General features: G+C 72.4%; 21 protein-coding genes. 12 read left to right on the top strand and 9 right to left on the bottom strand.

Annotated features, from left to right (window positions below; genetic code table 11):
* Positions 1–100: 100 nt before the first annotated feature.
* The 4 genes from ACWD4P_RS08370 to ACWD4P_RS08355 all read right to left on the bottom strand — a co-directional run bounded on the left by ACWD4P_RS08370 (position 101) and on the right by ACWD4P_RS08355 (position 8042).
* Entirely contained in the window at positions 101–1300 is a 1200-nt protein-coding gene (locus ACWD4P_RS08370; RefSeq protein ID WP_449779019.1) for a basic secretory protein-like protein, read from the bottom strand.
* Positions 1301–1540: 240 nt separating this feature from the next.
* Complete coding sequence (locus ACWD4P_RS08365; protein WP_449779018.1) at positions 1541–6259, bottom strand: caspase, EACC1-associated type; 4719 nt, start codon at positions 6257–6259, stop codon at positions 1541–1543.
* Positions 6252–6689 carry an effector-associated constant component EACC1 gene (locus tag ACWD4P_RS08360; RefSeq protein ID WP_449779017.1) on the bottom strand — a complete coding sequence of 146 codons (438 nt, stop codon included), beginning with the start codon at positions 6687–6689 and terminating at the stop codon, positions 6252–6254. Before ACWD4P_RS08360 ends, ACWD4P_RS08365 begins: the two co-directional genes overlap by 8 nt.
* A gap of 471 nt (positions 6690–7160) precedes the next feature.
* The gene (locus ACWD4P_RS08355) at positions 7161–8042 is read right to left on the bottom strand and encodes an SDR family oxidoreductase (RefSeq protein WP_449779016.1); all 882 of its coding nucleotides are present in this window, start codon (positions 8040–8042) and stop codon (positions 7161–7163) included.
* An 86-nt stretch (positions 8043–8128) separates the two neighbouring features.
* Between ACWD4P_RS08355 and ACWD4P_RS08350 the strand changes: the two genes are divergently transcribed.
* The 4 genes from ACWD4P_RS08350 to ACWD4P_RS08335 all read left to right on the top strand — a co-directional run bounded on the left by ACWD4P_RS08350 (position 8129) and on the right by ACWD4P_RS08335 (position 11829).
* Complete coding sequence (locus ACWD4P_RS08350) at positions 8129–8764, top strand: TetR/AcrR family transcriptional regulator (RefSeq protein WP_449779015.1); 636 nt, start codon at positions 8129–8131, stop codon at positions 8762–8764.
* An 84-nt stretch (positions 8765–8848) separates the two neighbouring features.
* Positions 8849–10120, top strand: a complete 1272-nt coding sequence (locus ACWD4P_RS08345) for a hypothetical protein (protein WP_449779014.1) — start codon at positions 8849–8851, stop codon at positions 10118–10120.
* Positions 10104–10874 carry a hypothetical protein gene (locus ACWD4P_RS08340; RefSeq protein WP_449779013.1) on the top strand — a complete coding sequence of 257 codons (771 nt, stop codon included), beginning with the start codon at positions 10104–10106 and terminating at the stop codon, positions 10872–10874. The genes ACWD4P_RS08345 and ACWD4P_RS08340 overlap by 17 nt, the downstream gene beginning before the upstream one ends.
* Positions 10875–11178: 304 nt before the next feature.
* On the top strand, positions 11179–11829 hold the full coding sequence (locus ACWD4P_RS08335; RefSeq protein ID WP_449779012.1) for a hypothetical protein: 651 nt from the start codon (positions 11179–11181) through the stop codon (positions 11827–11829).
* Positions 11830–12185: 356 nt separating this feature from the next.
* Here the strand turns inward: ACWD4P_RS08335 and ACWD4P_RS08330 are convergent, their stop codons facing one another.
* Genes ACWD4P_RS08330 through ACWD4P_RS08315 form a run of 4 tightly spaced genes read right to left on the bottom strand, consistent with a single transcriptional unit; the run spans position 12186 to position 14774 of the window.
* The gene (locus ACWD4P_RS08330) at positions 12186–12770 is read right to left on the bottom strand and encodes a hypothetical protein (RefSeq protein ID WP_449779011.1); all 585 of its coding nucleotides are present in this window, start codon (positions 12768–12770) and stop codon (positions 12186–12188) included.
* Between the two features lie 12 nt (positions 12771–12782).
* Positions 12783–13211: an ATP-binding protein gene (locus ACWD4P_RS08325; protein ID WP_449779010.1), complete on the bottom strand. Its 429-nt coding sequence runs from the start codon at positions 13209–13211 to the stop codon at positions 12783–12785.
* 43 nt (positions 13212–13254) lie between these two features.
* Entirely contained in the window at positions 13255–13485 is a 231-nt protein-coding gene (locus ACWD4P_RS08320) for a hypothetical protein (RefSeq protein ID WP_449779009.1), read from the bottom strand.
* 56 nt (positions 13486–13541) lie between these two features.
* The gene (locus tag ACWD4P_RS08315; RefSeq protein WP_449779008.1) at positions 13542–14774 is read right to left on the bottom strand and encodes a helix-turn-helix domain-containing protein; all 1233 of its coding nucleotides are present in this window, start codon (positions 14772–14774) and stop codon (positions 13542–13544) included.
* 335 nt (positions 14775–15109) lie between these two features.
* Between ACWD4P_RS08315 and ACWD4P_RS08310 the strand changes: the two genes are divergently transcribed.
* The 8 genes from ACWD4P_RS08310 (at position 15110) to tgmC (ending at position 19788) form a co-directional block, all read left to right on the top strand.
* Positions 15110–15319 carry a DUF397 domain-containing protein gene (locus tag ACWD4P_RS08310; RefSeq protein WP_449779007.1) on the top strand — a complete coding sequence of 70 codons (210 nt, stop codon included), beginning with the start codon at positions 15110–15112 and terminating at the stop codon, positions 15317–15319.
* Positions 15316–15513 carry a DUF397 domain-containing protein gene (locus tag ACWD4P_RS08305; protein WP_449779006.1) on the top strand — a complete coding sequence of 66 codons (198 nt, stop codon included), beginning with the start codon at positions 15316–15318 and terminating at the stop codon, positions 15511–15513. The genes ACWD4P_RS08310 and ACWD4P_RS08305 overlap by 4 nt, the downstream gene beginning before the upstream one ends.
* Positions 15514–15674: 161 nt before the next feature.
* Positions 15675–15917 carry a hypothetical protein gene (locus ACWD4P_RS08300; RefSeq protein WP_449779005.1) on the top strand — a complete coding sequence of 81 codons (243 nt, stop codon included), beginning with the start codon at positions 15675–15677 and terminating at the stop codon, positions 15915–15917.
* Positions 15889–16422 carry a DUF6879 family protein gene (locus ACWD4P_RS08295; protein WP_449779004.1) on the top strand — a complete coding sequence of 178 codons (534 nt, stop codon included), beginning with the start codon at positions 15889–15891 and terminating at the stop codon, positions 16420–16422. The genes ACWD4P_RS08300 and ACWD4P_RS08295 overlap by 29 nt, the downstream gene beginning before the upstream one ends.
* 32 nt (positions 16423–16454) lie before the next feature.
* The gene (locus ACWD4P_RS08290) at positions 16455–17306 is read left to right on the top strand and encodes a helix-turn-helix domain-containing protein (RefSeq protein WP_359817685.1); all 852 of its coding nucleotides are present in this window, start codon (positions 16455–16457) and stop codon (positions 17304–17306) included.
* Positions 17307–17403: 97 nt separating this feature from the next.
* Positions 17404–17676, top strand: coding sequence for a putative ATP-grasp-modified RiPP (gene tgmA / locus ACWD4P_RS08285; RefSeq protein WP_359817687.1), 273 nt, complete (start codon positions 17404–17406; stop codon positions 17674–17676).
* 1 nt (position 17677) lies between these two features.
* Positions 17678–18649: an ATP-grasp ribosomal peptide maturase gene (gene tgmB, locus ACWD4P_RS08280; RefSeq protein ID WP_449779003.1), complete on the top strand. Its 972-nt coding sequence runs from the start codon at positions 17678–17680 to the stop codon at positions 18647–18649.
* Positions 18646–19788, top strand: a complete 1143-nt coding sequence (tgmC, locus tag ACWD4P_RS08275; RefSeq protein WP_449779002.1) for an ATP-grasp peptide maturase system methyltransferase — start codon at positions 18646–18648, stop codon at positions 19786–19788. The genes tgmB and tgmC overlap by 4 nt, the downstream gene beginning before the upstream one ends.
* 29 nt (positions 19789–19817) lie before the next feature.
* Here the strand turns inward: tgmC and ACWD4P_RS08270 are convergent, their stop codons facing one another.
* The gene (locus ACWD4P_RS08270; protein WP_449779001.1) at positions 19818–20411 is read right to left on the bottom strand and encodes a DUF4291 domain-containing protein; all 594 of its coding nucleotides are present in this window, start codon (positions 20409–20411) and stop codon (positions 19818–19820) included.
* Positions 20412–20517: the final 106 nt, after the last annotated feature.

The raw sequence follows: 20517 nt of genomic DNA, 5'->3' as shown, positions 1-20517 counted from the left end.
GGGCGACCTGACCGACGGTCCGACGGACGACTTCCTGACCGACCCCGTCCAGGCCCTGCGCTCCGGCGCCGCGGAACAGCGGGGGAGGGGCTGCTCGGGGCTACTTGGGCATCTCGTTCCAGAGCTGCTGGGCGGTCTTGCCGGTGAGCTGGGTCCAGAGCTGATCGCTGTAGTTCGTGGTGTTCAGGAAGTGCGCCAGGTCGGGCTTGTTGTAGGTCTTCGAGACGTAGTCGATGAAGCGGGCGGTGGCCTGGTAGCCGCTGTCGTAGTTGGTGTCGGAGCCGAAGTGCTGGGCGCCGGTGCCCGGTTGGAAGTTGTAGTCGCGCACCCAGTCCGCCAGGCCCTCGCCGAGCCAGCCGGGGCGCCCGGTCGGGTTGTCCCAGACGGCGACGTGGACGGCCTCGTGGACGAGGAAGCCGGTGTCGCCCTTGTTGTTCCGGGTGTAGCCGATGTTGACGTGGATCTCGTTGTTGCCGGTGGCGGGGTTGCGCCAGGCGTACGCGGGGTACTGGGTCAGCGCCGGATCCATGATGATCTTGAAGTAGCCGGGGGCCTTGAAGGCGCCCTTGGTGATCAGGTCGGAGATCGTCGGGTAGTAGTCCGCGACGGTCTTCTTCTGCTGCTCCAGCCACGGGCCGAGGTCGGGGGCCTGCGAGTAGTCGAGGTCGATGGTCGGGCGGCCGGTGGTCGGCGGGGTGGTGCCGCCGTCGCGGTCGAGGTTCCAGGACTGCGCCGGGTCCCCCGCGTTGCAGGCGGCCACCTTGGCGGTCAGGTCCGCGCCGCGGCTGAGGCAGAGGTTGTCGTCGGAGACGCTGTGCAGCAGCCACGCCCGGCCGTTGCCCATCGAGGTGTTCTGCAGCCACCACTTCTGGTTGTCCGCGTTGACGTAGTTCCAGGCCCCGACGGTGTTCCTGCCCCGGTCGCGGTCGGCGGCGTTGTTGGTGCCGGGCACCTTGACCGACCAGTTGCCGTTGCCCTCGTCCCGGATCGTCCAGACCTGCTGGGCGGAGGCCTGGTTCCAGTCGCGGACCACCACGGTGGAGCCGCTGGTGCGGCTGTCCCACTGGAGGGCGCCGCCCGCGTAGCTGGATATCCGGTAGTCGGCGCCGCTGGCCGGCAGGGACTCGGCGGCGATGGCGGGCCGGGCCGCGCTCGTGGTCCCGGGAGCACCGGGAGCACCGGGAGCACCGGCGGCACCGGCGGACTCTGCCGCAGCGGCGGTCCCGGCGCCGAGGGCCATCCCGGCCACGGCGGTCGCGGCGGACAGGACGACGGCCGCGGCCGTACGACGGGTGATCATCTCGGGAGTCTCCTCTCGGGCGGCTCCCCGGTGGAGCCGGCCCGAGGTGATGTCACCGGGCCGAGCTGTACAGGATGTCGACGGCCTGTCGACGGGCGCGTTCACGGATCGTCGACCAGGGCCCGGACGTGCGGGAAGCCGGCCGGTCCGACTGCCCGTGCGGGGCGGAGGAGGAGCACGCGAACGCGCCGCACCGCTCCCGCCCGCGGGGGATTCCGGGGCGGGAGCGGCGCGCGCGGTTCAGCGGCAGGGCGGCTGGTAGGCCGTGTCGGGAAAGTACTGGTCCCACTGTTCGCGGGTGATGGTGCTGCCGACCTCGGCGCACAGGCGCCCGGCGAGCCGGTCGAGGTCGAGGTCGACGAGGTGGACGCGGTGGTCCTTGGCGCCGCCCTCGCTGATCAGGAGGCTGGTCCCGTCGGGACTGAGGCCGTGGGCCTCCGCCTCCTTGGGCACGGTCACCACGGCGATCTCGGTCGCGTTCCGGGGGTCCGCCGTGTTCCACAGGTGGAGTTGGCCGGGGTTGCCGAGCGAGGTCCGGGAGAGGGTGGCGAGCAGACGGTCGTCGGGCCGGAACGTCGCTCCGGTCTGCCGTTCGGCGGGGAGGGACTTGGTCCTCACCGGGTGGTGGAGGTCGGTGACGTCCCACAGGTCGAGGGTCTTGTCGGTCGTCACCGCGACGGTCCGCCCGTCGTGGCTGAGCGCGATGCCGTTCACCGGGCCCGGGGGCAGTTCCCCGTGGTCGGGGTGCCCCGGGTCGCGGAGGTCCCACAGCTGGACGGTCTTCGGGTTCATCTCGCTGTCGCCGAGGGCGAAGGCGAGCCGGTCGGTGGCCTGGCCCTCCAGCGCGGGGTTGTCGGTGGCCCGGTTGCCCAGGTCGGTCGTCGCGGTGGCGGTGGGGCGGCGGGGATCGGCGAGGTCCCAGACGTGCATCCCGGTGCCCCGGCGGTCGACGGAGACGAGCTTGCGGTGGATGAGGTGGAGCCGCCCGGACGGTTCCGGGGACTCGACGGTGGCCAGCGGCTTCGGGGCGCGCGGGTCGGTGACGTCCCACAGGTGGATCAGGCCGTCGCGGCCGTTGAGGGCGACGAGTCCGTCCTCGACGGCGAGGTCCGGCTCGGGGGACGGCTCCCCGGAGTGGGGGACGTACTCGGCGAGTTCGTCCAGGGCCCCGGCCGGTACGGGCTTGTCCGGGTCGGTGACGTCCCACAGCCGTACGGGAGCGAGGCGGCTGAAGGTCATCAGGGTGCGGTCGTCGACCGCCCGGACCTTCGAGGTGCCCGAGGCCGTGAACTCCCCGGCCGCGCGGGCGGTGGCCGGTCCGGTCGTCCGCCACAGGGTGAAGCGGTGATCCGTGGAGTCACTCCTGGCCGGCGGGTCGGAGGCCCACACCAGGAGTCGCCCGTCCGGAGTGAAGTCGCCGGTCGTGCCGGTGGCGGGAAGGGCGGTGGAGAGGACGGGGTGCCAGCGCCGGATCTGCTGCTCCTCGCTCGCGGTGATCATGGACGCCGGGTCGTCACCGGCCACGATCGCGGTGATCGTTCCGGGAACGGGATGGCTGACGAGTTCGACGGGCTTGTGGGGGTCGGTGATGTCCACGGCCTGGGCGTGGCCGAACTGCGCTCCGAGGTTGCTGGAGGACCCGTACACCAGGGTCCGGCCGTCCGGCGAGAACGCGACGGCCGTCGCCATGCTGAGGAACCCGAGGTCCACGGGAGAGGTCCCGTACGGCGGCCCCCCACCGAAGGTGGTCGAACCGGTCACCCGGGCGGGTGCGGCCGGGTCGCTGGTGTCCCACAGGGCGACACCGTCCCCGTTGGTGCCGACCGCGAGCAGAGGAGCACGTGGGCTGAAGACCACCGCGTACGGACGGATGTCGGCGAGCGTGGCCGTGGCGACCGGTTTGAGGGGGTCGGTCACGTTCCACAGCTGCACCTCCGGGTGGTTCCCGCCGCCCTGCACCGTGAGGGCCAGCAGGTGCGAGTCGGGACTGAAGGACGCGGCCTGCAGTCGGGCGTAGCCGACCGGCAGGGTCCCGGCCTGGACGGGGCGCCGCGGATCGGTGAGGTTCCACAGGGCCGTCCGGCCGTCGGTGACGGCGGCCAGGGTGCGCCCGTCCGGGCTGAGCGCCAGCGAGCCCGGGGTGTCGGGCAGGGTGGCCACCGGCTTCGGGTCGGCCGGATCGGTGACGTCCCACAGGCGGACGGACGTCCCGGCGTCCCGGGAGACGAGCAGCCGGCCGTCGGGGCCCAGGACGGCGCTCCCCTTCTCGCTGCCGGTGCGGATGACGGCCGTGCTCCTGGCCGTTCGGGGGTCCGAGAGGTCCCAGAGCCGGACGGTGCCGTCCGGACTCGCACTGGCGAGCAGGTGCCGGTCCGCGCTGTAGGAGAGCTTCTTGACCGCGTCGGAGTGCCCGGTGAGCGGGGTGTAGTACGCGGTCATCGCCGCGTTGTAGACACTGGTGCGGGCCTCCAGGGTGTCGGAGACCCGCCGGGCGGAGAGCGCGACCTGGAGGGCGAGGGTCGGATCGGTGGGGCGCAGCCGGTCGGCGGCCTCGGCACCGAGCTTGGAGGCCAGGGTGTCGTGCTGCCGGTTGACGATCCGGTTCTGCCAGAGGGCCGCGCCGATCCCGGCGACGGCGACGACGAGCAGGAACGCCAGGGTGCCGGCCAGGGCCCGCAGGCGGGTGACGCGGCGGCGTTCGGCACTCGCCTCGGCCGCCTGCCGGGCCTGGCCGGCGGCGAGGAAGGCCCGGGCCGCCGGCGTGGTGCCGTGCCGTTCGGCGGACTCCTCGAACCACTGGCTCGCCGCCGCCAGCCGGACGCCGCGGTACAGCGCCTCCTCGTCGCGTCCGTCGCTCTCCCAGGCCTGCGCCGCGTCGTGCAGCTGCTGGCGGACCAGCAGGCCCGCCCGGTCGCTCTCGATCCAGTTCCGCAACCGGCTCCAGGCGTGCAGGACGGCCTCGTGGATGAGCTCGGCGTGCCCGTCGTCGACGACGACGAGCCGGGCCCGGACGAGTGCGTCGAGGGCGGCGGAGTCCGCGCCGGGGTCGGGGCCGGGGGCCGGTGCGTCGGCGGAGGGGTCTTCGCCCGGCGCCGTGCCGGTGCCCGTGCCGGTGCCGGTGCCCGTCCCCGTGCCGGTGCCCGTCCCCGTGCCGGGCTCCAGTTCGGCGAGCGGCATCCGGCGGCGGGTGTCCTCGGCGCCGTCGACCACGTGCACCATGCGCAGCAGGAGCTGCCGGGCCGACTGCCGCCCGGCGGCGTCGAGTTCCTGGTAGGTGGCCTCCGCCGTCTTCGCGATCGCGCCCCAGATGCCGCCCGAGGCCTGGTAGCCCGCCAGGGTCAGGGTGCGGCCGGAACGGTTCTGCCAGGTGGCCGCGAGCGCGTACGACAGCAGGGGCAGGGCCGCGCCGGGACCGGGCCGCCCGTCCCCGCCGGTGCGCAGCTCGCGCAGCAGGAGGTCCACCAGCCCCGGTTCCAGGCTCAGCCCGGCGAGTTCGGCGGGCTTCTCGACGGCGTCCCGGAGGTCCTCGGACGCCATCGGCCGGACCAGCACGTGGCCCTGGTCGCTCTGCAGGGCGTCGGCCAGCGCCGGATAGGCGGCGCAGTGCCCGTAGAAGTCGGCGCGCAGCCCCAGCAGCACCACCGCGCGCCTGCCCGCCGCCGACAGCGCCCGGACGAACACCTCGCGCTCCCCGGCGTCCTGGCACGCCGTGAACAGCTCCTCGAACTGGTCCACCAGCAGCACCGGACGGGTACCGTCCGCCGGCAGCCAGGTGACGACCGATTCCGGGTCCGCCGTCAGCCCCGCCCGGATGCGGTCGGGGTCCTCGCGGACCAGCTCGGCCAGGACGCGCGCGAGCCTGGTCACCGGCCGATCGCCGGGGGTGAGGACCAGACGCGGCCACCGCCAGGGCCTCAGCTCCTCGGGCAGACCCCGGTCCAGTGCCGGGAGCAGGCCCGCGCGCAGCAGCGAGGACTTGCCGGCGCCGGACGGGCCGATGACCACGAGCAGTCCGTCGGCGGAGAGCCGGGCGTTCACCCGCGACACCAGGTCGGCGGTCAGCTCCTCGCGGCCGAAGAAGAACCGCGCGTCCTCCGAGCCGTACGGCGCCAGTCCCCGGTAGGGGCAGGTGTCCAGCGCGGGGCCGGTGCCGTCGTCCTCGCCGGCCGACCCCGCTCCGGGCGGCGCCGGAACGGTCGCCGGGCGCGGCCGCCGGTACGCCGGGTTGGGGGCCAGCACCAGTTCCCCGGCCTGGCCCTCCGACCGGCGGCGGGGCACCGGGAACCCCCGGTCGCGCAGCGTGCGCACCAGGGAGCGGTGCACGTGGTCCAGCGTCAGTTGCGGCGGGCCGGTCGGATCGCCCTCGCGCAGCAGGTGCAGCAGCTCGCCGCTGAACGCGGTGTACGGCGCACCGGCCGGCGCCAGGGCGAGCTCCTCCGGAGCGGCGGAGGCCAGGACGAACCCGCCGCCCGGGAGGGACGACTCGAAGCGGTTCGCGGCGGCGGCGACGGGCACCGCCCGGCCGGAGAAGCAGCAGTCCAGGACCAGAACGACCGAGCGGGCCCGGGAGGTCGCCAGGGTCGCGCGCAAGGAGGCGTAGGACAGTCCCTTGTACGCCAGCCCGCGCGTGAGGTGGTCGGTGGCCCGGGTCGCGAGGTACAGCTCGTTGTCCTCGCCCACCAGGCCGTGGCCGACGTAGTACACGAGCAGCACGGAGTCCGCCGACTCGGCGGCCAGGGTCAGCTCCTCGCCGAGCGTGAGCGGATCCTCCGGGTCGATGACGGTGCGCACGTGGCCGGGCGCGAGGCCGCAGCGGGCGACGAGCTCCTGCTCGATCGCCCGCACGGTGTCGCCGGCCGCGGGCACGTCGGGCAGCACGGAACCGGGGACGTGGCTGCCGGTCCCGATGACCAGCGCCCGGGCGCCCGGCAGCCCCAGCGGCAGCGCGGGCTCACTCATCGCGGCTGGGGAGCCCGGCGGCCGGAGGCGTCGTGGTCGGGAGCCCCTGGGCCGGAGGCGTCGCGGCCGGAGGTGTCGCGGTCGGGGCGCCGGCGGCCAGCGACGAGCCCACCTCGCGCACGAGCGCGGCGACGTCACCGGCGTCGAGGGCGCGCACGGCCGTCGCCCGCAGCTCGATCGAACTGCCGTCGGCACGGGTCACCTGGACCACCGTCTCCCCGGTCCGCCGCCGGATCCACGCCACCAGCGCGCTGGTCAGACCGGACGCCGCCCCGCCCGCCCCGACCGCGACGGTGAGCACGTCCGCCAGGGTGCCCAGCGACCCCGGCCGCGGCGGCGAGGCCTCCAGTTCCACGTACCCGCGCAGGTCGCCCTCCGTCCGAAGCCAGGACAGCAGTGAGGCGGCCGCGCCCCGGTCGGCGTCGGTCACACGGATACGGAGCGGTTCGTCCACGGTTCCCCCCGGGAGTCAGCAGTGCGAAGCGTTCTGACATAGCGTCACAACGCTGACTGCCCCCGGTCAAATGCCCTGCTGGCGAGCCCGGACGCCCGCGTTCCGGGCGCGCCGGCACGGCGGGGCGCCGGGGCGACGGCCCGCCGCGGGCGCCGGACCCTGCCGCTCCCCCCGGCACCCCGCCGCTCCCCTCCGCCGCTCGGCCGGTTGCGGACCTGATCCACCGTCCGGGGGAACGGCGGTGCGGATGCGCCGGGCGCGACGGTGGGGGCCGGGTCGCGCGTGCCGGGTACGCGCGACCCGCGACCGCCGCCCACCGGGAGTCCGTCAGCGACGTGGTACGGGCCAGGTCGGCACGACGAGCCCGGCGGAAGCCGCGGGGTCCAGGACGGTCGGCCCCGGCGGGAGCGGAACCACCTGCCGGATCCCGGCGGCCGCGGCCGCCGATCAGGGCCGGAGGTTCTCCAGGTCCCGCAGGAGGCCGGGGTGCTTGGGCTCCCAGCCGAGCGCCTGGCGGGTGCGGGTGCTGGACGACGGCTGGTCGGCCCCGAAGACCGGGCCGAGCGGGCCGTAGGTCTCCTCCGGCACCGACTCGACCGGCAGGCCCAGCCGTCGGCCGATGACGGCCGCGATGTCCCGCACCTCGTCCCCCTCGTCGGCCACGGCGTGCCAGGCGGTGCCGGCCTCCGCCCGCTCCAGGGCGAGCCGGAAGAGGACGGCCGCGTCGAGCGCGTGGACGGCGGGCCAGCGCTGGGTGCCGTCGCCGGGGTAGCCGGAGATCCCGCTGCGGCGGGCGATGTCGGTCAGCAGGCCGGCGAACCCGCCCGCGCCCTGGTCGTGAACCGTGCGCGGCAGGCGTACGGCCGTGCTCCGGACCCCGCGGGAGGCCAGGCCCAGGATCGCCGTGACCGTGCGACCGCGCCCGCCGACCGGCCCGTCGGTCGGCACCGGGTCGGCCTCGGTGGAGGCACGGCCCGGAACCCGGGGCGTACCGGAGGCGGTGACCAGGGGGCGGCCGCTGCCGGTGAGTTCCTCGCCGAGGGCGGTGAGGGCGGCGGTCTCCTCGGCGACGTTCCGGGCGAGGGCCTCGGGGCTGCTGAAGTCGTTGCCGAAGGCCAGGTGGATCACCCCGTCGGTCCGGGCGGCGCCGGAGCGCAGGACGTCCAGGTCGGCGAGGCCTCCCCGCAGGGGCTCGGCGCCGGCCGCCTCGGCGGCCCGGGCGGAGGCGTCGGATCGGGCGAGCGCGAGGACGGTGTGGCCGTTGCCGAGGAGTTCGGCGACGACGGCGGAGCCGATCAGACCGGTGCCGCCGGTGACGAAGACACGCATGGGAATCCTCCCGGAAGTGATGGGACTCTTGTCCCATCACCGTAGCAGGATGATGGGACAAGAGTCCCATCACATATGCTGAACCCATGAGTCGATGGGAACCAGGCGCGCGTGAACGCCTCGTCGTGGCCGCGGTCGACCTGTTCACGGAGCAGGGGTACGACGCCACGACAGTCGCGCAGATCGCCGAGCGGGCCGGGGTCACCAAGAGCACCTTCTTCCGGCACTTCCCCGACAAGCGCGAACTCCTGGTCGCCGGGCAGGAGACCCTGAGCCGGCTGCTGACCGAGGGGATCGCCGACGCGCCCGGTGGGGCCGGCCCGCTCGAGGCGGTCGCCGCCGGTCTCGAGCGCGCCTCGACCGCGATGGGCCCCGGAAGCCGTGAACTCGCCCCCCGCCTGAAGGCGGCCATCGCCGCCAGCACCGAGCTCCAGGAACGGGACACCCTCAAGACTGTCAGCCTCGCGGCCGCGATGACCACCGCCCTGCTCGCCCGCGACGTACCCGACGCGACCGCGGCTCTCGCGGGCGAGTTGGGCGTCCTCGCTTTCAAGCGGGGATACGCCCGGTGGGCCGAGGGCGACCGCGGTGCGGAGGGCGGCGGCGGTGCGGAGGGCGGCGGCGGTGGCGCCCAGGACGACCGCGGCGCCCACGACGAGCTCGCCGGGTACATCCTGGCGGCCCTGGACGAACTGCGTGCGGCGAGCGCGTCGCTGGGCTGACCCGGGCCGGGCGGCGTCCGGTGCCGGTGAGACGGAGGCCTGGAGGCCCTGTCCGGGCGATCATGACGCGAGTACCCTCGCCATGTGACCGATCACGCCACCGGGCCCGCCCCGCACCGGACCGCGGACGCGGCACGGCCGACAGAAGCCCGCATCGAGGACGCGGGCACCGTCCTGGTCGCGCCTTCGGCGCTGCACGGCACCGAGGCGGTCGGGGACTTCTTCGGCTCCACCATCACCCCGGAGGACCTCGCCTCCGGCTCGCCCGACCTCGCGGGCAGGACCGTCTACCTGTGCGGCGACCTCTCCGGGATCAGCGGCCGCCAACTGTCCTCCGCTGCCCGGGTGTTCGTCATCAGGGAACTGTCGCAGGGCTTCCGCGAGGGCGCCGACGCCCCCTGGACGCCCGTCGACCTCGGCCGGGTCCCCGTCCGCGTCCACGGCGTCGGGGTGTACTACCGCCGCTTCTTCGCCCCCGGCGACGACCACTTCGGACGGATCCGCGCGGAGCACGAGTTCCAGTCCCTGACGGAGTCCACCAAGCCCGGATCGGCCCACCGCAGCGGCATCTACCTGACGCCCGTCACCCGGGACGGTGACGATCTGCACTTCCGCCTGCTCCGGTGCTCCACGAACCTCTCGGGACCGACCGAGGGCTTCCGCCCGACCGACACCCGGATCGTGGAGGCCCTGAACCGCGAGGCCGCCGCCGTCTTCCGCGACCAGGCACCGCTGAACCACGTCCTCGCGCAGATCTACCACAACACACCGGCCACGGCGGAGCGCAAACAGTCCAAGGCCAGGATCTCGGCCCACGCCGACAAGACCAAGGACATGCCCACCAACGGCATCATGGCCTTCTGCACCTTCTACGACGGGCTCGACAAGCTGCGCCCCCTGGCCGAAGACGCCTTCGACCACGGCGTGAAGGGGGTCAGCGGGCTGACCCGACTCCACTTCCGCCTCAAGGAGCCGGCCGGAGCCCGCGACGGGGGCGCGCTTCCCGCGCAGTTCACCCTGACCCTCCACCCCGGCTCGGTGTTCCTCATGCCGCTGTCCACCAACCGCCTGTACACGCACGAGATCCGGCCCCCGGCGCTGGACGCCGGACTGCTTCCGACCCGCCTGGGATACGTCGTGCGCTGCTCCAACGCCGAAGCCGTGCACAGCAACGGCCGTACGTACCTCAAGCAGGCGGCCGGAGGCGCGGTGGAACTGAGGCCGCCCACACAGGCCGGCATGGACGAGCTGCGCCGGCTGTACGCCGAGGAGAACAGGACCTCGTCCCTCGTCGACTACGGAGACGAACTCCTCTTCAGCATGAACTCGGGAGACTACGTTGCCCCTCGGATCTAGGATCCCGGACGGCATCCTCTCGTGCGCCCTGCCGGCCGAGGAGGACCTCTTCGCGGAGCTCTCCGCGTCGACCCGCTGGGAGGACGTGGGAAAAGGCCGACAGGGCGCCGTACTGACCAGGACCGACGAGGCCGGCGGTGTGCCCCTCGTCCGCACCACCACCCGGTACGGAAACCCGGCGCAGCGCTTCCGGGCGGTGCACGAACGGCTGGCGCAGCGGGTCCAGGAGCGTACGGCGATCCCGGTCGCCTTCAACAACGCCCTCGCCGAGCGCTACACGAACGCCTACACCACCATGGGCGGCCACTCCGACCAGGCCCTCGACCTGGCCGACGACTCGTTCATCGCCGTCCTCTCCTGCTACCGGCACCCCGACGCGGGCCCACCGAGGAAACTGGTCTTCGAACCGAAGGAATCCGGCGGCGAGAAGTTCGAGATCCCGCTCGCCCACCACGGCATCGTCGCGTTCTCCGTCGACGTGAACCGGCGACTCAGGCACAAGATCGTCCTGGACGCGCCCGCCCGGGCCGCGGACAACGAATGGCTGGGCGTGACCTTCCGTACGTCGAAGACCCTCGTGCGGTTCCGCGACGGACAGCCCTGCCTCCCGCAGGGCGCGCGCCTGACGCCGGCCGACGAGGAACAGAGCCACGAGTTCTACCGACTGCGGCGCCGTGAGAACAAGGAGACGGACTTCGGCTACCCCCCGCTGACGTACACCATCAGCGAGAGCGATCTGCTACCGCCCGTCTGACGTCGAGGAACTCCGCACATCCCCGGGCGGCTCGCGGGCACCCCGACCGCCACAGGGGATGGAAGACGTCTTCGATCCGACCTGGAGGCCGCCGAGGCTGGATGCACGCCGTCTTCGGCGGAGGGCCCTACGGCGAGGACGTCGGCCGCTGCGTCGGTTCGTGCCCCGATCCGGACGACCCCGTCGCCCTCTACGACGACACCGGCCCGGTGCCACCGCCACCGCTCAGGGAGCAGGAGAAGGCCTGGCTCGACCGCCCTGCGGCGCCAGGACCGTGACCCGGCGGCGGACTACGGTGTGCGTCATGGTGGGAGAGACCGATCGTGCCGCCCTGGCCGCCGAGGTGTGCGTCGCGCTGACGAGATGTTGTCCCGACTCACGTACGGAGCCGGTCGGGTCGATGGGATCCGGCACGGCGGACTCCTTCAGCGACATCGACATCGCGTGGGTCGTACCGGACGCGCGGTTCCCGGACTGCCTGGCTCGCCTGGTGGGAGCCCTGGGAGAGGTCCGGCCGGTCGAAAGCGTCCGCGTCGACCCGGACTTCTACCGCTCCGACCGCCGACGCCTGCTGTTCGTCCGCTTCGTCGGGCTGCCGCTGTTCTGGCGGCTCGATCTGGACGTCCGCACCGCGTCGATCGCGGGCGACCCACGCTACGACGAAGGGAACCCGGCGGCGCGCGCCCGTGAAGGCGAGTGGTCACGGCCGGCCAGCGCCCTGGCCAACGCCGTCGGCGCGGTCAAGGCGGTGGCCCGGAAGCGGGACGACGACGCCCGTGGCCTGCTGGACCGGGGATTCGCCCGGATCGGCGCCGATGACCGGGCCACCGGCGCCTGGGCGGACGACGTGACCCGACTCGCACACGCCGCCGCACTGCGCGACCCCTCCCTGACCGACCTGGCCGCCCAGGTCACCGCGCTCGCGGCCCGGCACCTCGGCGACAGCCGCACCTGACGTGCCAGGCCATCAGGCCACGCCTCACCGCATTTGCCGCCCCGGCGAGAAGTCCCACAGCGCCACGACCCCGAACCCGGACCGCGCCGGTCCCGCTGCGCCGAGGCGCGCGAGAGCACCCCCGGCCCAGGCCGCCGCACCGACGGCGAGTTCGGCGCCCCCCTGGGTGGGTGGGGTTGGCGGTTGGCCGCGTGAGGCAGGGCTGCCGGCGCGGCGTCCGCCCATCCACTGCCCGGCGGCGCGAAAAGTCGATGTGGTCGACTTCCAGTGCGGGGCGGTCGGGGACCGGCCCCCCAGTACCTGGGCCGGGGCTCGGCGGTTCTCACCTGCCCTTGTCCGGCTGGCCCGTGGTGGTGCTACGAGGCGTGGGAAGTCGGCGGGGTCGACTTCTGGTGTCGGGTGGTTTGGGTGCGGCAGTGGGTGAGGGCGTGGCGGATGCGGCGGTCGGAGGGGAGGGTGGTGGTGAGGAGTTCGCCGGCGGTGGTGAGGGTGGTCCAGTAGAGGGCAGGGTCGCCGGTGCGGGGCAGGGGGTGGGTGGTGGTGAGGGAGAGGTAGGCGGTGGTGAGGTTGCCGGTGGTGAACCAGCGCTGGAGTCCGTGGCGGTGGCCGGGGCGGATGCCGCCCATGGCGTCCATGGCCGTCAGGAAGAGGTCGACGACGGCGAGTTCGGTGTCGGTGAGGGACTTGGGGACATCGAAGACGCCGAGGGCTTCGAGGACTTCGCCGGTGTCGCACTCGGAGCCGTGGCGCGGGTCGGCGAGGAGGGCGTCGTAGCAGTCGGCGAGGCGGCGGGTGGTCTCGGCGAGCGGGATGTCCAGTGCGAGGCAGACGGCCCGGGCGACGGGCAGCGGTGGGTGGCCGAGGCGGGCGATCAGGGCGTAGGTCGCGGCGGGGGTGGCTCCCCGGGAGAGGGTGTGGCGGGCCAGGGTGGTGAGGTTCATGGGGCCGGGCTTTCAAAGGGTGACGAGGGCGGGGGTGGGGGCGACGAGTACCCAGACGAACTTGCCGATGCCGCCCGGGCGGGAGGAGTGGCCCCAGCGCTCGGCGAGCTCGTCGATGAGGAACAGGCCGCGCCCGCACTCGTCGTCGGGGGCGGCGGTGCGCGGGGTGGGGCGGCCGGTGCCGGCGTCGTGGACTTCGAGGCGCAGGCGGGAGCCGGTGAGGGAGATGCGGATCTCGATGTGGCAGTCGTCGGGGCCGTCGGAGTGCTGCACGGCGTTGGCGAACAACTCGCCGAGGAGCAGTTCGGCGGTATCGCGGTAGCGCTCCCCGGAGGGGAGGGCGGCCAGGTAGGCGCGGAGCAAGTACCGGGCCAGCGGCGTGGATTCGACACGGGCATCGAGCCGGGCGACGAACGCACGGGGAGGACGGGAAAGGGGCATGGCGAAGGACCTCACGGCGGATGGGGGCGGCGTCGGGTGGGTGCTACAGCTCGGCCGCGGGGCGAAGGGGGGACCCGTCCTTCGGGGCGGTCCACTCCTGTTCGCCGCCGGAGCCCTCCGGGCGCAGGTGGTAGCTGTAGGCGTCTTCGCCGGGTATGCCCACCACGACGCAGACCCTGCCGGTCGCGGTGTCGTGGGCGAGGTCGCCGAGGCGGGGCGCCCACGGTGGTTCGGGGTAGCGCGGTTCCTCGTGGGCCGCGTGTCGTCTACTCATGCACACAGACCGTAAGTGCGCGACTACTGTCGAATATGAATCAGTGGAATACGGTCCTACCCGTCCAGGTGGAAGCGGTCGGACATGTGGCGCAGCTTCTCGCGGGTGGCCGAGCGCTCGGCGTAGACGATCTTCCGGAGGGTGGCGCGGGCGATCGGGTGGTTGCGCACGAGCTGCGGGGCGATCTTCTCCGCCGTCTCCAGGGCCTGAAGTGCCTTGTCGCGGTTGCCGTCCCACAGCCAGGCGCGGGCCAGGTCCAGGTGGTGGTGGCCGCGCCGCGAGGCCGGGAGGGCGGCGACCTTCGCGGGGTCGGCGCGTTCGTTGAGGATCAGCGCCCGGGCGTGGTCGCCCATCTCCAACTGGACCGACACCGCGTGGATGTGGACGTTGCCGCTGGAGAAGGTCAGGGAGTGTCGATCGAACAGAGGCTTGATCCGGCTCGCGTCCATCGACTCGGCTGCCAGGTGGGCGTGTCGGATGCGGTCCTCGGTCTCCGTCCGTTGTCCGGCGCGGGCGGCGGACACGGCGGCGCGCAGGTGGATGGTGCCCCAAGCCCGAACGGCGAGGGGGTCGTCGGCGCGGTAGCGGTCCTCGACGAGGCGAAGTGCCTTGTCGGACAGGGCCAGGGCGTCGTCCCAGTCGGCGGTGGCCCACATGTCCCACACTCGCATCCAGTCCGCGACCGCCTCCATCACCGGATCGCCGGACAGCCGGGCCGACCAGGCGGCCCGCTCACAGGCCATGGCGATCAGCTCGGGATGGCCGAGCGTGTGCGCGGCGGTGTGCGCGAACTTGCACTCGATCGCGTAGATCGCGAAGGCCTCCTCGCGCTCGTGGCCGACCGACACCTCGGCCAGCGCACGCGCCTCGCGGAGCATGTCCGGGAGCACCTTCAGGATGGTTACGTTGGCGGCCGCGTCCCGGAGCCGGTGCAGGCGCTCGGTCTCGCGCCAGAGCTCGGCCGACGGCCGGGGTGTGCCGTCGAACACCGGTGTGAGGTCGTAGCGGCGAAGCTCCCTCAGGATCGCGGCCGCCGAAACCTGCCACTGGTTCTCCGACGGCTTGCCGGCGACGAAGGGCCGCTCGATGAGGTCGTTCGGGTGGCAGTGGAGCGCCGCCGCGATCTGGTTGATGGTGCCGGCCCGGTCGAGCTCGATCACGCCCTTCTCGACCTTCGACACCCACCCCTGGGTCCTGCCGGTCGCGGCGGCCAGGTCGGCCTGGGTCATGCCCAGCCGCAGCCGCGCCCGCCGCACCCGCTTGCCGATCGACTCCCGTTCCTCAAGCACAGTGGTCCTCCCGCGCTCGCCCGCCCGCCCGGTCCGTGAGCCGGGCACTATCAGGAAGCTACCCCGTGCCGATGAACCGTGTCGCAGATCGCACCGGTGGCATCACCTGGCGACTCCGCATCGCCGGCGGTCGCGCGGGCCCACGCCGAGTGGAAGCGGAGGCCGTAGGCGCACAGATGTCCCAACTGGCCGTCGGAGGCCGGATCGTGGACATGTCGACGGTGATTCGGCGATCGTGGCGGCGCATCGCCGCAGCTATGATCTGGCCCACGGGGAGGCGCTGCCGGTTGCCGACTCGCTTGCGCTGATCGCAGATGCGCTGGAGGGGTTCAGAGATGACGAGGATCGGGCTCGGCGCGGCCGCTTGGCGCAAGAGCAGCTACAGCGGCGGCAACGGCGGCGACTGCGTCGAGGTGGCCCCCGGATTCTCGGGCCTCGTCCCCGTGCGTGATTCCAAGGATCCTCACGGGCCGGCGCTCGTGTTCCCGGCCGCCGCGTGGGGTTCGTTCATCGCCGGGATCAGGGACGGCGAGTTCCCGGCATGAAGCTGGTGTGGCGCAAGAGCAGCTACAGCGGCGGCAACGGCGGCGACTGCGTCGAGGTGGCCCCCGGATTCTCGGGCCTCGTCCCCGTGCGTGATTCCAAGGACCCTCACGGTCCGGCGCTCGTGTTCCCGGCCGCCGTGTGGGGTTCGTTCATCGCGGCGATCCGGGACGGCGAGTTCCCAATCCAGGACTGACCGGAGCAGGTGCGGGTCTGGGCACGGTGGCGTTCTCGAGGACTCGCCGGATACCTCGTCTGCTTGGCTCCGTGGAGTTTGTGAGTCTCTGCAGGGCGGTAACGCTAGGTGCGTAACCCGACTTGGCACGGGAGGGCATGATGGCACTACGGTTCCACGGGATGGACCCTGAGACCCAGGGAAACGGCTCGCCGACAGTCTGGGTGGACGAGGAGAAGCGGGAGTTGCTGTTCCAGGGCTGGAAGCCAGGCGAGGAACTGCTGGCTGCGATCACCACGACCGAGTGGACTCCGGGCCACGTGATCGGAATCCCTGAGGGTGAGGACGTGGTCCGCGTCCCGCTTCGCATGGCGGCGATCATTAGGAAGGCGCTCGATGACGCAGAACGTTCCGGACTTCTCTGACCTGCTGAGCTCTGCTCGGCACTCGGCCGTACATCTTGAGATGCGTGATTGGTACGGCGTGGGTGATGAGTCGGCGGACTTCGCGGAGTTCAAGCAGACCGGAGTCCACCCCGACCTCGACCCCGATTCCGAGGGCTGGGCCGCGTGGGTGCCGCTCGTTCGGGATGCTGTCAGTCGTGGCGTGATCATGCGTAGAGCCCGGATCGTCTCGGAGCCGGTGACCGACTACATTCGCTTCGAGCATGCCGGGACCGCGGTTAACATCGAAGCTGGTGAACATGTCCGCTGGCTTCCGCGTCGCCAGGCGTCGGACATCGCGTTGCCTGGCAATGACTTCTGGGTATTCGACGGTCGGCTGGTCGAGTTCAACCACTTCACGGGCGCCGGGGAATGGGCCGACCCCAGGTATGAGTTGTCCGAGGACCCGACAGTGGTGAAGCTCTGCGTCTCGGCCTTCGAGGCCGTCTGGGAGCGTGGCATCGATCACGCGAAGTACACCGTCTGATCTCCGCGACCACTGACCGGACAGTCGAACTCGTGTCCTCCTCTTCGCCGTCGTCCAGCGCCCAAGCCGCCAGGCAGGCCGTTGCCGCACGTTTGCGCGAGCTGATGCTGGACGCAGGACTCAAGGGGCAGGAGCTGTCCACTCGGTGCGGGTGGCACCCGGCGAAGACCTCGCGCATCCTCTCTGCGAAGGTGACCCCGTCCGACGCGGACATCCGTGCCTGGTGCGCCGCCTGCGGCGCCGAGGAGCAGGTGCAGGACCTCGTCGCCACCGTGCGCATGGTGGAGTCGATGTACGTGGAGTGGCGTCGGCTCCAGCGTGGCGGGATGCGAAAGGTCCAGGAGAACGTCTACGCGCTGAACGAGCGGGCCCGGTTGTGCCGTGTGTACGTGTCCAACGTCATGCCCGGATTCTTCCAGACGCCGGCCTACGCCACGGCCTTGATGCGCGCCATCACCCACTTCCAAGGCACGCCCGACGATGTGGAGGAGGCCGTCGCCGCCCGGGTGGCGCGCAGTCGATTCCTGTACGAAGGTGGTCACCGGTTTGTGGTGCTGATGGAGGAGTCGGTGCTGCACTATCGCATCGGCGATGCCGAAGTGATGCGTGGGCAGCTCCGACACTTGCTCGCCGTGATGCCGCTCGTCTCGGTCACGCTCGGGATCATCCCGTTCACTGCTCAGCGTTCCGTCTGGCCCTTGGAAGCGTTCTACATGTTCGACGGCCAGCACATCGTGGTGGAGACCCTGACGGCCGAGATCAATGTCAAGCAGCCGCGTGAGCTGTCGGACTACGGAAGGGCATTCGGACAGCTCTCCGATTCCGCTGTCTTCGGCGACGCGGCCCGCGCCGTGATTACGGCGGCGCTTGACTCTCTCGGGTGAATCGACGCAAGAACCCGCAAGTTCGTTGAGGCCGGGCGCAGCGATTCCCTACCGTCCATGGTGCTGCTCGAACCCTGGACGAGGAGGAACACCACAGATGACGACCGCGCCGTGGGGCACGACCCGGATGGGGCCGTATCCCGAGACCACCCCGATCCCCGCCGTCTCGGCCGTGATCGACCCCGAAACGCAGACCGCCGTGTTCGTGGATGAGCAGGGCCGCAAGGTCGAGATGGGGGCACACGGCACCAGCACGGAGACCAGCACGCCGACGAACACGGGCGGCGGCGACGGACGGAGCGGCGGGCAGAATTCGCCGACCGACATGGACAGCATGCCCGCGAACGACCAGGACCAGGGCACCGGCTGAGATGGCGACTGATCGACACCGGGCCGTCCTGGTCCTGACCAACGCGCACGACGTGACGGCCGACGTGGTGCTCCGCCTCCTGTCCGAGCGCCGGGTTCCGGTCGTCCGGCTGGACCCCGGTGCCGATCTACACGAAAGTGCCTCGCTGACCGCCTGCTACGGCACAGGCGGTCAGCGAGGCATCCTCCGCACGTCGAGCCGGGAACTCGACCTCACCCGAGTGCGGTCGGTCTGGGTCCGCCGACCCTCGCCCTACGGGGCGCCGCCCGGGCTGGCAGAGCACGCCTCCAGGTTCGCCGGCGCGCAAGCCTTCTGGGGCGCCGGCGGTGTCCTTGCATCGCTCCCCGGCACCCACTACGTCAACCACCCCTGGCACATCCGGAACGCGGAGTACAAGCCCGTGCAACTCGCCGCTGCTGGACGGAGCGGGTTCTTGGTGCCGGATACGGTCATCACTGCCGATCCCGACGAAGCACGCCGGTTCTGCACGGACCAGCCCGACGGAGCCGTCTACAAGCCGGTGTGGGACAGCCGCTTCCGGGCCCTCGACGGTACCGCGCAGACGGTGTGGGTGCGGGAGGTCGATCCGGCTGAGATCACCGATGCGGTCTCCCTGTGCCCGCACCTGTTTCAGGGCGTGGTGCCCAAGGCGTTCGACGCCCGGGTGACCGCGGTGGGGGACCGGCTGTTCGGCGTCCGGATCAGCAGCCCCGATCTCGACTGGCGTGAACGGCAGAACCTGATGAGCTGCTCGCCGGTCGTGGTCCCGGAGCCCGTCGCCCAGTCGGTGGCCGCCTACCTCGCCGAACTCCACTTGGTCTACGGTGCGTTCGACTTCGCGGTCACCGCTGCCGGTGAATGGTACTTCCTCGAGTGCAACCCCAACGGGCAGTGGGCCTGGCAGGGCGTCGAGACCACGTCGGCGATCGCGTGGGCGATCGCCGACCGACTGGAGAAGGGTCCCAACGCATGAGCACACCGGCCGAGCTGCGCGCCGTCCTGGTGGACGGGTTCGCCGGCGACGACGCGATCGGTGATCCGGCGTGGCGGGCCGCCGCGCTGGCGGTGCCCCGGGAGCTGTTCGTCGGGTCGTTCTTCGCACCCGTCCCCGGCAGTAACCCGACCGCCTACCGGCCCGTGCACCGGACAGACCCCCGATGGCTGGAGCAGGTCTACGCGGACGAGACGCTGATCACCCAACTCGACGGTCACGTCCGGCCCGAGGACGTGGCCGAGGGTGCCGTGACCGGGACCCCGTCATCGTCCTCCACTCTTCCGTCCCTGGTGCTGTCCATGTGGCAGCAGCTCGGTGTCGAGGCCGGTCACCGGGTGCTGGAGGTCGGCACGGGCACCGGCTACTCGACGGCGCTGGGCGCGCACCGCCTCGGGGACGGGAACCTCACCAGCATTGAGTACGACCCGCTGGTGGCCGAGTGCGCCGCCACCGCGATCCGGGCGGCCGGGTTCTCGCCCCGGCTGATCGTCGGGGACGGTCTGCTCGGCGACCCGGACGGGGGCGAGTACGACCGGCTGATCGCCACCTGCGCCGTCCGGTACCTGCCGCCCGGCTGGCTGCACCAGGTGAAGCCGGGCGGCGCGATTCTCGTCACCCTCTCCGGATGGGGCTTCGGCTTCGGACTCGTACGGCTGGTCGTGACGGCTCCCGGCGAGGGGACGGGGCGGTTCCTGCCCGGCTGCACCAGCTTCATGATCGCCCGCCCGCACGACCGGCCGCCGCGCCAGAGTATCTCCCTGCTTCCGGGGGAGGAGCGCCCGACCCGGATCGACCCCGAGATCATCGCCACCTGGACGGGCAGTTGGGTCGCCCAGCTCGCGGCGCCCTCGGCCGAACGGATGGGGGTCGGCGGCCACCAGATCCTCTCGGACGTGGCCACCGGCTCGCAGGCCCGCACCGCGCCCCACCCCGCCGGCGGGTGGACCGTCGTCCAGCGCGGTCCGCTCCGGCTCTGGGATCAGGTCGAGGACGCGGTCGAGGCCTGGCAGCGGGCCGGCGAACCGCACCAGGAGGGGTTCGGCCTCACTGTCTCGGCGACCGGGCAGCGGGTGTGGATCGGCAGCGAGGACGGGCCGGGCTGGAACCTGCCGATCTGACCTCGCCCGTACGGCGGCGGGCCCCCGGTTCAGCCGACCAGGTGGGCCAGCAGCGCGTCGCCCGCCGGGTAGGGGCGTTCGGCGGGGAGGAGCTGCCGGGCGGCCTCCAACTCCCCGGCCCGCACGTGGGCGTGGACGGCGTGCGCGAGCGGGGTGACGTCCTCCACCGAGACGATCCACTCCTCGGCGTAGCGCTCGGTGGCCTCCCCTGCCAGCCCGAGTTGCAGCGACCGGTGGGGCAGCGGCTGGAGGCGCAGCCCGCGTTCGGGGTCCCACTGCACGCGGGCCGGGGAGCGCCTCAAGTCGCGCTGCCACGCGGCCCGGTCGGGGTGCAGTCCGGGCACGTAGTGGGACAGGCAGCTGTTCTCCAGCGCCCACTCGAAGCCCTCGCGGGTGATCTCGACCGCCAGGACGGTCTCCTGGCCTTCCTTCGCCGCCCACCCGCAGCGGTACATCATCCAGAGGAACGACGGCTTGATCCACGTCATCCGGTCCCGCTTCCAGGCCGCCGGGAAGCGGCCGTCCCGCGCGGCGGGCAGGCCGATCTCCGGCCGGTACGCCTGGTAGACGGTCACGGTGGAGTCGGTGTGGAGGGCGCGGATCTGCTGCTTCGGTTCTGACACGCCGACCAGGATCGTGGCCCGGCCGGCGTTCCTCCAAGCGGTTTTCCACGCGGGTGCGGCCGGTCGGCCGGAGACAGAGCGAGCGCCCGGCCGGAAGCCCGGCCGG

The sequence above is a fragment of the Kitasatospora sp. NPDC002543 genome (genome assembly GCF_053594915.1).
The sequence above is the reverse complement of the archived record's forward strand: the minus strand, read 5'-3'. Positions and strand labels throughout refer to the sequence as shown.

What these genes read in the sequence shown, in the direction of transcription:
- ACWD4P_RS08330 (WP_449779011.1), bottom strand. Translation starts at nt 12,770, where the DNA reads ATGAACCTCACCACCCTGGCCCGCCACACCCTCTCCCGGGGAGCCACC.
- ACWD4P_RS08370 (WP_449779019.1), bottom strand. Translation starts at nt 1,300, where the DNA reads ATGATCACCCGTCGTACGGCCGCGGCCGTCGTCCTGTCCGCCGCGACC.
- ACWD4P_RS08305 (WP_449779006.1), top strand. Translation starts at nt 15,316, where the DNA reads ATGAAGCTGGTGTGGCGCAAGAGCAGCTACAGCGGCGGCAACGGCGGC.
- ACWD4P_RS08300 (WP_449779005.1), top strand. Translation starts at nt 15,675, where the DNA reads ATGGACCCTGAGACCCAGGGAAACGGCTCGCCGACAGTCTGGGTGGAC.
- ACWD4P_RS08295 (WP_449779004.1), top strand. Translation starts at nt 15,889, where the DNA reads ATGACGCAGAACGTTCCGGACTTCTCTGACCTGCTGAGCTCTGCTCGG.
- ACWD4P_RS08310 (WP_449779007.1), top strand. Translation starts at nt 15,110, where the DNA reads ATGACGAGGATCGGGCTCGGCGCGGCCGCTTGGCGCAAGAGCAGCTAC.
- ACWD4P_RS08325 (WP_449779010.1), bottom strand. Translation starts at nt 13,211, where the DNA reads ATGCCCCTTTCCCGTCCTCCCCGTGCGTTCGTCGCCCGGCTCGATGCC.
- ACWD4P_RS08335 (WP_449779012.1), top strand. Translation starts at nt 11,179, where the DNA reads ATGGTGGGAGAGACCGATCGTGCCGCCCTGGCCGCCGAGGTGTGCGTC.
- ACWD4P_RS08355 (WP_449779016.1), bottom strand. Translation starts at nt 8,042, where the DNA reads ATGCGTGTCTTCGTCACCGGCGGCACCGGTCTGATCGGCTCCGCCGTC.
- tgmB (WP_449779003.1), top strand. Translation starts at nt 17,678, where the DNA reads ATGGCGACTGATCGACACCGGGCCGTCCTGGTCCTGACCAACGCGCAC.
- ACWD4P_RS08350 (WP_449779015.1), top strand. Translation starts at nt 8,129, where the DNA reads ATGAGTCGATGGGAACCAGGCGCGCGTGAACGCCTCGTCGTGGCCGCG.
- tgmA (WP_359817687.1), top strand. Translation starts at nt 17,404, where the DNA reads ATGACGACCGCGCCGTGGGGCACGACCCGGATGGGGCCGTATCCCGAG.
- tgmC (WP_449779002.1), top strand. Translation starts at nt 18,646, where the DNA reads ATGAGCACACCGGCCGAGCTGCGCGCCGTCCTGGTGGACGGGTTCGCC.
- ACWD4P_RS08365 (WP_449779018.1), bottom strand. Translation starts at nt 6,259, where the DNA reads ATGAGTGAGCCCGCGCTGCCGCTGGGGCTGCCGGGCGCCCGGGCGCTG.
- ACWD4P_RS08320 (WP_449779009.1), bottom strand. Translation starts at nt 13,485, where the DNA reads ATGAGTAGACGACACGCGGCCCACGAGGAACCGCGCTACCCCGAACCA.